This window comes from Streptomyces sp. NPDC046866 (genome assembly GCF_040704625.1).
GTDB lineage: Bacteria > Actinomycetota > Actinomycetes > Streptomycetales > Streptomycetaceae > Streptomyces.
This window is the reverse complement of record NZ_JBEYXN010000008.1, coordinates 222,075-233,228: the sequence shown is the minus strand read 5'-3', so window position 1 is coordinate 233,228 and position 11,154 is coordinate 222,075. Positions and strand designations below refer to the sequence as shown.

8 protein-coding genes, 2 tRNA genes and 1 pseudogene are annotated in these 11,154 nt (G+C 73.0%); 4 read left to right on the top strand and 7 right to left on the bottom strand.

The annotated features are described in order from the left end of the window. Position 1: 1 nt before the first annotated feature. Positions 2-75: transfer RNA gene (locus AB0953_RS15350), tRNA-Lys, on the top strand. A 139-nt stretch (positions 76-214) separates the two neighbouring features. On the opposite strand, the gene AB0953_RS15345 is transcribed toward AB0953_RS15350, so the two are convergent. After that, positions 215-973: an IclR family transcriptional regulator C-terminal domain-containing protein gene (locus tag AB0953_RS15345; protein WP_366859934.1), complete on the bottom strand. Its 759-nt coding sequence runs from the start codon at positions 971-973 to the stop codon at positions 215-217. A gap of 229 nt (positions 974-1,202) precedes the next feature. Here AB0953_RS15345 and AB0953_RS15340 point away from each other — a divergent pair, with 229 nt between their 5' ends. Beyond that, entirely contained in the window at positions 1,203-2,372 is a 1,170-nt protein-coding gene (locus tag AB0953_RS15340; protein ID WP_366859933.1) for an LLM class flavin-dependent oxidoreductase, read from the top strand. A 253-nt stretch (positions 2,373-2,625) separates the two neighbouring features. Next, entirely contained in the window at positions 2,626-4,320 is a 1,695-nt protein-coding gene (locus AB0953_RS15335) for a glycosyl hydrolase family 18 protein (protein WP_366859932.1), read from the top strand. A 99-nt stretch (positions 4,321-4,419) separates the two neighbouring features. Here the strand turns inward: AB0953_RS15335 and AB0953_RS15330 are convergent, their stop codons facing one another. Beyond that, positions 4,420-4,830: a VOC family protein gene (locus AB0953_RS15330; RefSeq protein WP_366859931.1), complete on the bottom strand. Its 411-nt coding sequence runs from the start codon at positions 4,828-4,830 to the stop codon at positions 4,420-4,422. A 67-nt stretch (positions 4,831-4,897) separates the two neighbouring features. Continuing rightward, positions 4,898-6,664, bottom strand: coding sequence for an EAL domain-containing protein (locus tag AB0953_RS15325; RefSeq protein WP_366859930.1), 1,767 nt, complete (start codon positions 6,662-6,664; stop codon positions 4,898-4,900). A gap of 421 nt (positions 6,665-7,085) precedes the next feature. On the opposite strand from AB0953_RS15325, the gene AB0953_RS15320 reads away from it, so the two are divergent. Next, positions 7,086-8,321, top strand: a complete 1,236-nt coding sequence (locus AB0953_RS15320) for a M6 family metalloprotease domain-containing protein (protein ID WP_366859929.1) — start codon at positions 7,086-7,088, stop codon at positions 8,319-8,321. A 61-nt stretch (positions 8,322-8,382) separates the two neighbouring features. Here AB0953_RS15320 and AB0953_RS15315 read toward each other — a convergent pair. The 4 genes and pseudogenes from AB0953_RS15315 to AB0953_RS15300 all read right to left on the bottom strand — a co-directional run bounded on the left by AB0953_RS15315 (position 8,383) and on the right by AB0953_RS15300 (position 11,104). Continuing rightward, positions 8,383-8,456, bottom strand: a tRNA-Lys gene (locus tag AB0953_RS15315). Further along, positions 8,447-9,026: pseudogene (locus AB0953_RS15310) on the bottom strand (hypothetical protein). The gene AB0953_RS15315 and the pseudogene AB0953_RS15310 overlap by 10 nt, the downstream one beginning before the upstream one ends. A gap of 235 nt (positions 9,027-9,261) precedes the next feature. Beyond that, positions 9,262-9,609 carry a hypothetical protein gene (locus AB0953_RS15305; protein ID WP_366859928.1) on the bottom strand — a complete coding sequence of 116 codons (348 nt, stop codon included), beginning with the start codon at positions 9,607-9,609 and terminating at the stop codon, positions 9,262-9,264. 211 nt (positions 9,610-9,820) lie between these two features. Next, a complete protein-coding gene (locus AB0953_RS15300) occupies positions 9,821-11,104 on the bottom strand; it encodes an AAA domain-containing protein (RefSeq protein ID WP_366859983.1) in 1,284 nt (427 codons plus the stop codon). Between the last annotated feature and the right edge of the window lie 50 nt (positions 11,105-11,154).

The following is an 11,154-nucleotide window of genomic DNA, read 5'->3' as shown; positions in this document are numbered from 1 at the left end:
GGCGCCGCTAGCTCAGTTGGTTAGAGCAGCTGACTCTTAATCAGCGGGTCCGGGGTTCGAGTCCCTGGCGGCGCACCTGTCCTTCGGGCGGTTTCCGGTTCACCGGAAACCGCCCGAAGTGTTTTCGCCCGCCCGACGGTGGGCAGTGTCTGCGAGGCCGGAACTCACGCCTCCGGTCCGACTTCCGGGGTCGCGGCTTCCCCCGTGAGCCGCGTCACAGGGCGAGTGAGAGCAGGAGCGGCGCTGCCTTCCGGTTCAGGGTGTCCGCGGCGGCCCGCAGTCGGTGCGCGTGCTCGACCGGCATCGACAGCGCGAGGCAGCCCACCGCCGCGCCCGCGGTGATCGGCACCGCGGCGCAGACCGTGCCGACCGCGTACTCCTGGAGGTCGAGCACCGGGACGGTGGCCGGCTGGCTGTCGAGCTTGGAGAACAGGATCCGCTCGTTCGCGATCGTCTTCGACGTCAGCCGGGCGATCTTGTGCCGGGACAGGTGGTCGCGGCGCCCGTTCTGGTCGAGCTGGGTCAGCAGGCACTTGCCGACGGCGCTGGCGTGCGCCGCGGAGCGGAAGTCGACCCACTCGTGCACCTTCGGGGTGCGCGGGCTGTCCGCGAACTGCGTGATCTTCACCTCGCCGTCCACGTACCGGCTGATGTACACGGCCGCGCCCACCGAGTCCCGCAGCCGGTCCAGGGTGTCCTGGAGCTTGTGCTGGAGGGCCTGCTGTTTGTCTATGCCCGAGCCGAGCAGGACGAGCGAGTCCCCTATGGCGTAGGCGCCGTCGGACACCTGGAGCACGTATCCCTCGCGGCGCAGCATGAGGAGCATGGGGGCGAGATGGACCGCGGGCAGGCCGGTCTCGCGCGCGATCTGTACGTCGGTCACGCCGCCGGTGTGGCGGGCGACCGTTTCGAGTACGCGCAGGGCGTACTGCACCGAGTGGAACGGCGCGGTCGGCTCGGGCTTCAGCGCCACGGTTTCCCCCTAGCAGGTTGTTACCGCTTGCCCTACCACGATAGCCATCAAGAGGCCCACGTGGAGCGCCTGTTGATGAGATTGATGGCTCAATCATGTCCCCCTGCCAGGACCTAATCCATTGGCATATGCCATGGTCATGAGCCCGCCCGCCTGGCGCCGGGAATGCCCGCCCGCGGCCCTTGGTTCGAGTTCTTCGTACGGAGGCGGAAGCGAGACGGGAGCGACGATGAGTGACACCGGAGCAGTCGGCGGAGCCGGCACCGGCGGCGGAGCCCGAACACCCGACCGGGCCGGAGCGCCGGACGGGGCCGACGGCGGCGCCGACGCGATCCGGGGCACCGCCCGCGGCCGGGCGCCGGTGCCGCTCTCGGTGCTGGACCTCGTCACGGTCGGCGCCGGCAGCACCGCGGCCGAGGCCCTGCGCACCTCCGTCGCGATCTCGCAGCTCGCCGAGGCCCGCGGCTACCACCGCCACTGGGTCGCCGAGCACCACTCCATGCCTGGCGTGGCCAGCTCCTCCCCGGCCGTGATCCTGGCCCACCTCGCCGCCCACACCTCCCGCATCCGGCTCGGCTCGGGCGGGGTCATGCTGCCCAACCACGCACCGCTCGCGGTCGCCGAGCAGTTCGGCACCCTGGAGGCGCTCGCCCCGGGCCGCATCGACCTCGGCCTCGGCCGCGCGCCGGGCACCGACGGCCGCACCGCCGCCGCGCTGCGCGGGCCGGGCCGGCTCGACGAGGCGGCCGACGAGTTCCCCCGCCGACTCGGGGAGCTCATCCGCTTCCTCGACGACGACTTCCCCGACGCCCACCCCTACGCCCGGGTGCACGCCGTGCCCGGCCCGGTCCAGGGGCCGACGGGGCGTCCGCCGCTGTGGCTGCTCGGCTCCTCCGGGTTCAGCGCCCGCCTCGCCGGCGAGCTCGGCCTGCCCTTCGCGTACGCCCACCACTTCTCCGCGGCCGGCACCCTGCCCGCGCTCGACCTCTACCGGCAGAGCTTCCGGCCCTCGGCCGTGCTGGACGCCCCGTACACCCTGATCGGGGTCGCGGCGCTGGCCGCCGACACCGACGGGGCCGCCCGCGCCCAGGTGCTGACGGGCGCGCTGTCGATGCTGCGGCTGCGCAGCGGCCGGCCGGGGCTGGTCCCGACCCCCGAGGAGGCCGCCGCCCACGACTACTCCCCGCTGGAACGGGAGTTCGTCGACAGCTGGACCGCCAACGTCGTGCACGGCACTCCCGAGGAGGTCGCCGCCGGGCTCGACGCCCTCGCCGAGCGCACCGGCGCGGACGAGCTGATGCTGACCTCCAGTGCGCACAGCGGGGCGGCCCGGCTGCGCTCGTACGAGCTCGTCGCAGATGCGTACGGGATGGTGTCCGAAGGGCCGCGAGCTGACTGAGCCCGGGGATGCGGGGTTCGGCTGGTTCGTTGCGGAAACCGTGCGGGAGCGTGTCCTAAGGCACCCTTAAACCGCTCGTCACCCGGGGTGGCGGGCGGTTCTTCATGCCCTCGCACGCCTCTGACGAGGGGATTTGCCTGCCGAATGGTCTAGTCCTTCTTTGGTCCAAACCATTGACGGGATCCTCCGGTGATCGCTTCACTTCTCGCACCCGAACCTCTTGCCTTCCCCTCCCACTTCCCGGAGGCAGTTCATGCACATCCGCAACCCCCTCATCGCGGCCGCCGCCACGGCCGCGCTGGCAGCCGGAGCGCTGGCCGGCTTCGCGGGTCTCGGCACCGCCCAGGCAGCCGGCGCCGAGGCCGCGGCCGGCGGCGGCAACGTCCGCATCGCGTACTACGACCAGTGGAGCGTGTACGGGAACGCCTTCTATCCCAAGCACCTCGACACCCGCGGCATCGCGGGCAAGCTCGACGTCATCAATTACTCGTTCGGCAACATCCACCCCACCGACCTCACCTGCTTCGAGGCGAACAAGGCGGCGGGCGACGACAGCAACCCCAACGCCGGCGACGGCGCGGGGGACTCCTACGCCGACTACCAGAAGTCCTTCGGCGCCGGGGACAGCGTGAGCGGCGTCGCCGACACGTGGGACCAGCCGATCGTCGGCGTCTTCAACCAGTTCAGGCAGCTGAAGGCCAAGTACCCGCACCTGAAGATCAACATCTCGATCGGCGGGTGGACGTACTCGAAGTACTTCAGCGACGCGGCCAGGACCGACGCGAGCCGCAAGAAGCTCGTCGCGTCCTGCATCGACCAGTACATCAAGGGCAACCTGCCCAAGGCCGACGGCTACGGCGGCCCCGGCAGCGCGGCCGGGATCTTCGACGGCATCGACATCGACTGGGAGTACCCGGGCTCGCCCGGCGGCCACCTCGGCAACCACTACGCCCCCGAGGACAAGCAGAACTTCACCCTCCTGCTGGCCGAGTTCCGCAAGCAGCTCGACGAGTACGGCGCCGCCAACGGCGGCAGGAAGTACCTGCTGACGGCGGCTCTCCCGGCCGGCCAGGACAAGATCAAGTACATCGAGACGGACAAGATCGGCGCGTATCTCGACTACGCGAACATCATGACGTACGACATGCACGGCGCCTGGGACGGCGACGGGCCGACCTACCACCAGTCGCCGCTGCTGAACTCGCCGGCCGACCCGACGGACCCGATCGCCCCCGGCACCCAGAAGTACGGCATCAAGAACGCCATCGACTCCTGGCTCGACGGCAACCCGGCCTACGGCATCGCGGGCGGCTTCCCCGCCGGCAAGCTGACCCTGGGCTACGAGTTCTACTACCGCGGCTGGAAGGGCGTCCCCGCCGGGACCTCCAACGGCCTCGCCCAGAGCGCGACCGGCCCCTCCGGCGCGCGCCCCACCTCCCAGCAGGCCGGCATCGCCAACTACAAGGAGCTCGGCGGGATCGTCGACAACCCGGCGACCACCTTCTGGGACGACCAGGCCAAGGCCTCGTACTTCTACAAGGACGGCGAGTTCTTCACCGGCCTGAACCAGCGGTCCATCCAGGCCCGCGTCGACTACGGCAGGAGCCGCGGCCTGGCCGGGGCGATGATGTACTCCCTGCTCGGGCTGGACGACAGGACCACCCTGCTGAACCAGATCTCGGACGCCCTCGGCGGCACCACGCAGCCCCCCACCACCCCGCCGACGACCCCGCCGACGACTCCTCCCACCACGCCGCCCACGACCCCGCCGACCACGCCGCCCCCCTCGGGCTGCACGGCCCCGGCCTACGTCGCGGGAACCGTCTACACCGGCGGCAGCGAGGTCTCCCACAAGGGCCGCAGGTGGAAGGCCCAGTGGTGGACCCAGAACGAGGAGCCGGGCACCACGGGCGAATGGGGCGTCTGGAAGGACCTCGGCGCCTGCTGATCCCCCCACCTCGCGCCGAGCGGCACCCCGCCCCGCACCCCGCATCCCGGGTGCGGGGCGGCGGTGCCGCCCGCCGCGGGACGGCGGCGCGGAACGCTGCTAGCCGCGCTCGGGCCAGACCGGGCCCTGATCGGTCCAGACGACACCCTTGTTGCGGCAGAGGCAGAAGGGGTGGCCGACGGGGTCGGTGTAGACGCGGAAGCCGTAGCCGTCGGGGTCGGTGCAGTCCCGCTGCAGGGTCGCGCCGAGGGCCAGGACGCGGCGCTGTTCGGCCTCGATGTCGTCGACCTCGAAGTCGAGGTGGTACTGCTTGGGGTGCTCGCTGTCGGGCCACTGCGGGGCGCGGTAGTCCTCCACCTGGATGAAGGCCAGCTCGATGTCGCCGAACCGGATGCCGGCCCAGTTCTCGTCGCTGCCGTCCTTGACCGGGAGCCCCGTCACCTCGGAGTAGAAGGCCGCCAGCTTCATCGTGTCCGGGCAGTCGATGATGAAGTCGGTGAGTCGTAGCATTCCGCGATCTTGCCACAGGTTCGCGATCTTGCCACGGGATCCGATGAGCCGGGCTTCGAGGCGGGCCCTAGCCGGGGTCGCGGGCGCCGGGGCGGGTGCCGATCATCTCGGCGATCCGGTCCGGGGCGACGGCGCGCGAGTACAGCCAGCCCTGCCCGGTGTCGCAGCCGACGCGCCGCAGCCGGGCCGCCTGCCCGGCGGTCTCCACGCACTCCGCGGTGACCGTCAGCCCCAGCCGGTGCGCGAGCTGCACCAGGGCCTCGACGATGGTCTCGTCGGCCGGGTTCGGGTGGGTGCCCTCGTCGTAGCGGAAGCCGCGCACGAAGGAGCCGTCCAGCTTCAGCACGCTCACCGGGAGCCGGCTCAGATAGGCCAGGTTCGAGTAGCCGGTGCCGAAGTCGTCGATGGCGATGCGCACGCCCATGTCGCTCAGCGCCTGCAGCGCCTGCAGCGGCCGTCCCGCGGAACCCATCACCGCGGACTCGGTGAGCTCCAGTTGCAGCAGCTGCGGCGCCAGCCCGGTCTCGGCGAGGATCTCCGCGACGTCGCCGACCAGGTCCGAGTCCCACACCTGCCGGACCGCGACGTTCACCGACACGAAGACGGGCGAGTCGCTGGGGTGCTCGATCTGCCAGCGGCGGGCCTGCCGGCAGGCGGTCCGCAGCACCCAGCGGCCCAACTGCACGATCGAGCCGTCCTCTTCGGCGATGCCGATGAACCGATTCGGCGTCAGACTGCCGAACTGCGGGTGGTTCCAGCGCACCAGCGCCTCCACCCCGCGCACCGCCCCGCTCTCCAGATCCACCAGCGGCTGGTACTCCAGCTCGAACTCGCCGCGCTCCACGGCCGGCCGGAGCGTGGAGCTGAGGGCCTGCCGGGTCATCCGGTGGGCGTTGCGCTCCGGGTCGAACAGGGTCCAGCGGGCCTTGCCGTCGGCCTTCGCCCAGTACAGGGTCGTGTCGGCGGCCTGCATCAGCCCGGTCGCCGACGTGCCGTCCGCGGCCCGCTCCACCACCCCGATCGACGCGGACACCGACAGCCGCTGCCCGGCCAGGTCGAAGGGTTCCTGCACGGCGGCCAGGACGCTGCGTGCCAGGTCCGCGAGCTGCTCGGTGCCGGTGGAGTCCTCCACGAGCAGGGCGAACTCGTCGCCGCCGAGCCGCGCCACCAGGTGGCCGCCGGTGCGTCCGTACCCGGACTGGTCGGCGCACTGGGTCAGCCGGGCCGCGACCGCGGTCAGCAGCCGGTCGCCGACGCGGTGGCCCAGGGTGTCGTTGACCGCCTTGAAGCCGTCCAGGTCCAGGTAGCACAGGCCGATCCGGCCGGTGCCGCCGTGCTCGTACGAGGAGGCCTCCAGGGCGGCGGAGAGCCGCTCGAAGAACAGGGCGCGGTTGGGCAGCCGGGTCACCGGGTCGTGCATCTGGAGGTGCCGCAGCCGGGCCTGCAGGTCGCGGCGGTCGCTGATGTCGGCGACGGACAGCAGCACGTCCCGGGTCCCGGGCACCGGGCCGAGGGTGACCTCGGTCCACAGCGAGTGCCCGTCGGGGTGCTTCAGGCGGCGGGTGCAGCGCAGCCGGGCCTGCCGGCCGCGCAGCACCTCCTGGTAGGCCTGCCAGGTACGGGCCTCCGCCCCGAGGTCGACGAGGTCGGCGGCGCGCTGCTCGACGAGGGCGTGCGGCTCGGTGCCGAGGAGGGCGGCGAGGGCGGCGTTGGCGGCGACGACGTAGCCGCTGCGGTCGACGACGGCCATGGCGAGGTGGGCGGCGTTGAAGGCGGCCCGGTAGTCGCGCAGTTCGGACTCGGTGCGGGCGGGTGAGGGCGGGATGACAGGCACTGCTTGGTGACGCTCCGTAATGGCCGATCGGATGCTGTCGGCCGCCGAACCGGTTTGGTCAGAGGTTCCGCTCACCGTTGGCTCCCGCAGTGCTCGTGTGTGTCCGTGCAGGGAAGTGTGCCGATCATAGAGGCAGCCGGACGGCCCTATCCAGCGGCGTCGCCGTGTGGGGGGCGGCACTTCGGCGTGCTGACGTCCGCCCGGCCTCCGGTCGATCGACCGATTCCGTACGGCTGTGAGCGTCTGTGCACACCTGTTGGTCGCCCGTGATCGGCCGTGACGTTCCGTAGGGGGTGGGTGAACCGCCGGGGTCACCGGCTTGCCGCACCCCTCACTCGGGTGGGGCACCGGAACAGGGCGTTAGTACGACGATCCCCTCAGGGTGGGACGAGATGGTACGAACCCACTTCCGGAGGTCGATGTGCCGCGACAGCAGACACCCGGGGGAGTGGACCGCTTCCACCTGCGCAGCACGGCGGCCGCGCTCACCTCCCTGGCGGCGCTCGCCGCCATGTCGCTCGTCGCCGGACCCGCGTCCGCCGATCCGGGAGCCGGCCCCTGCGCCCTGACCCGCACCTCGGCGCACCACTCGCTGGGCCTGGACACCTGGAACCGCGCCTATCCCAGGCCCCGCCGGACCCTGAACGCCGTCATGGTCTTCCTCGCCTTCCCCGACCACCGCCCGGGCCTCGCGACCGGGGAGCTGGCCGGCGACTACTTCCCCGCCACCAGCGACTTCTTCGAACAGGCCTCGTACGGCAGGTTCCACCTGGTCCCGCACCCGCAGCCGCACTGGATCACGATGCCCAAGCCCTCCACCGCGTACGGGATACAGCGCGACTGGGCCGCCGGGGACCGGGCCTCGTACCTGCGCGACGCGGTCACCGCCGCCGACCGGGAGGTGGACTTCGCCCGGTACGACGTCGTCTACTTCGTGGCCGACCCGGACGCGCCCGGGGTGGACTCGGACGCCACCAAGGTCGTCAACTTCGACCGGCCGATCCGGGCCGACGGGGCGGAGCTGCGGCGGATCGTCACCGTCTTCGAGCGCCACCCGCCGGACCGCAACGTCCTGGCGCACGAGACGGGGCACGTCTTCGACCTGCCCGACCTCTACCACCGGCCCACGGACGGCAAGGGCGACTGGGACACCTACGTCGGCGACTGGGACGTGATGGGCAGTCAGTTCGGGATGGCCCCGGACCTCTTCGCCTGGAACAAGTGGAAGCTGGGCTGGCTGGACGCGGGACAGGTGGACTGCGTCCAGTCCGGCTCCTCCCTCCACACCCTCCAGCCGATCGGCCGCTTCCCGGAGCCCGGCTCCACCGGCGGCACCCGGCTCGCGGTGATCCGTACGGGACCGGGCAGTGCCGTCGCCGTCGAGGCGCGCGGCTCCGCCGGCAACGACGGGGGCATCTGCACCGAGGGCGTCCTGGTCTACCGGGTGCGCAACGAGGCGGAGTCGGGCGGCGGGCCGATCGAGGTGTTCGACGGGCACCCCGACTCCGAGGCCTGCTGGGACCGGTCGGTGTACCCGCCGCTGGCGGACGCGCCGCTGGAGGTGGGGCAGTCGTTCACGGTGCCCGGCGAGCGGATCAGGATCGAAGTGGCCGACCGGACCCCGTCGGGCGAGTACACGGTCAAGATCAGCACGTGAGCGGGGCGCCCCGGGGAACGAAGAAGGCCCCCCACTCGCGTGGGAGGCCTTCTTCCGTCGGTGCGCCGCCAGGGACTCGAACCCCGGACCCGCTGATTAAGAGTCAGCTGCTCTAACCAACTGAGCTAGCGGCGCTTGCTGACGAGGAAGACATTAGCAGGAGGTGGCCCGGAAGGAAAAATCGATATCCGCAGCTCGGGCGGCGCGGACGTACGCCCACAGCAGCGCCTCGGGTCCGGGCAGCCACGGGGAGCGGGTGTCGGGCGCCACCAGCCAGCGCGCCGGGCCGCGGACCCCGTCCAGCGGCGGCACCGTGACGGCGTCGCCGCGGCCGTGGCAGATCGGCGCGGGCACCGGGCCGCCCCACTCCTCCCAGGCCAGCAGTGCGGGCAGCCGGTGCGCGGTGCCCGTCGCGGCGAACAGCAGCATCCGGCCCCGGTGCACGGCGACCGGTCCGCAGCCGGGCCCCTCGGACCACAGCAGGTCCAGCATCCGGCGACCGAGGACGGCCGGGACGTTGACGACGTCGAACGCGGTTCCGCACGGCAGCACCGCGGCGGCCTCGGGGCGTGCCTCCCAGGCCTCGAGGGTGTCCTGCGGGCGGGCGGAGGCCGAGGCGAGCCAGGCGGCGCCCTGGGCGGTGACGTGGGCGGCCGTGCGGGCGGCGGCCGTGGCGGGGGCGGGGGATGCCGTCAGCGTCGTCATGCGGAACGGTCTACCCGGCGTAGTGGTCCGGTTTCCAGCAGTTACGGAAAACCCGGACGCGGGACTGGCCGGTGCGGTATGTTGCGCCCGCATATGCCACCGGACGGGCGGTCCCGGCCGGTGCGCCGGGCTGCGCCGGGGCGCGCGCCGACGTGCGCCCCGGTGTGCGGGCGCACCCCAGGCGGGGGGCGACCCGGTGTGCGCGGCCCCGGGCCGGGGGACGTCCTGGCTCCGGCTAGGCCGAGCCCGGGCCCCCGGACCGCTGGAGGGTCTCCCCGAACTCGATCATCTTGCGGGCGTAGTCCTCGGTCCACTCCGCCTCGGTGGCGATCACCGCCGGGTCCAGGCGGTCGAACCGGCGCGGATCGGCCAGCTGGGCGGCCGCCACCGCCTGGAACTCCATGGCCCGCTCCGTGGCGGCCCGGAAGGCGAGCGTCAGCTCCGTGGCGCGGGCCAGCAGCTCGCGCGGATCCTCGATCGACTCCAGGTCGAAGAAGTGCTCCGGGTCCGCGACGGCTTCCGACGGCTCGAAGAGCAGCGGCGCGGGCCGCAGCTTCCGCTCGGTCCGCTCGGGCTCTGCCATGCGTGTCCTCTCCTCCTGCTGCTCCTGCTGCGCGGACGCGGTGAAGCTTCCGCGCGTACGGGTGTCTCCCCGGGCCACCGGGCCACCCTCCATTGTCCAACGGGGCGCAAGAGGGCCCCGCGGGCCCGCGACGCAAGGCCGCCCGCGCCGCCCGCCGCCCGCCGCTCGCCGGCCGCCGGCGTCGGCGTCGGCGGGGCGGGGGTGATGCGGCTCAGGGCCGCCAGGGGACCCGGTGGTCGGACCAGAAGTCCCAGGTGGCCATCATCGCCTCCCAGCCGTCGGGGAACTTCACCGTCACCCCCAGCTGGACCGGCTCGGCGGACGGATGGGCGTCCAGCAGCTCCGCCACCCCGGCCCGGGCCACGACCACGCAGGCGTGCCGGTGGCGGGAGGCCAGCACGCACAGCCGGCCCGTCTCCAGGTGGAAGGCGGTCGCGTCGGGCCGGCCCGACAGCGGGTGCAGCACCACCGTCAGGTCGTACTCCCGGCCCTGGAGCCGGTTCGCCGTGTCCACCGTCACGCCCGCGACCCCCAGCCGGGCCAGTGCCGCGCGCACCGCCGCCGCCTGGTCGCGGTGGGCGGTGCCGACCGCGATCCGCTCGGCCGTCAGCGGCACCGGCCCGGCCGACTGCTCGTCGGAGGTCACCGCCCCGCGGTCCAGGGCCCGGCGGACCACCAGGGCCACCGCCCCGACCGCCTCCGGGTCGGTGCGCGGGGTGTGCCGGGCAGGCAGCTCCAGCAGGCCCCAGCCCGACTCGGCGGCCTCGTCCAGCACCCGGTCCGGGCCGGACCCGTCCGAGGGCACCCCGTACGCGAGCCGGCGCTCGCCGGGGCCGGTCCCGCTGCGGAACGGGCTGTACGGGTAGAAGGCGCGCGAGACCAGCGGCGCCGCCGTCGCCGGGAGCCGCCACGACACGGGCAGCCGGTGCTGCGGCAGCTGCGGGTTGTGCGCCAGCAGCGTGGAGACCGCCGAGGCCGACGGGTCGTAGGACAGCCCCGCCCACTGCTCGGCGCCGACCACGCTGAACGGGTCCAGCTGCCCCGGGTCGCCGACGAACAGGGCCCGCTCGAACAGCCCGGCCACGGCCAGCAGCGCGTCCGAGCGCATCTGGTACGCCTCGTCGACGATGGCGTGCTCCCAGGGCTCGGCGTCCTTCACGTACGCCCACTTCGCCGCCGTCGACAGGGTGATCGGCAGCTCGGCCAGGTCCTTCGGCTTGGCCGAGAGCGTCACCGAGGGCAGGTCGCGCAGCGCCGGGTCGTAGGCGTCGGCGTCGCTGCTGTGCAGCCGGCCGACCTTCAGCTCCGGGTCCTTGTCGGCGAGGCGCAGCACCAGGTCGTCGACCTGCGCGTTCGTCTGCGCCACCACCATCAGTCGGCGCCCGGCCGCGGCCAGCTCCCGGGCGGCGCGCACCACGAGGGTGGACTTGCCGGCGCCAGGCGGGGAGTCGACCACCACGCCCCGCTCGGGGCCGTGCAGCGTGTCGCGCAGGATGGCGGCGGTCGCCTCGGCGGCGGCCGCCCCGGCGTCGAAGGGCGCGCGGG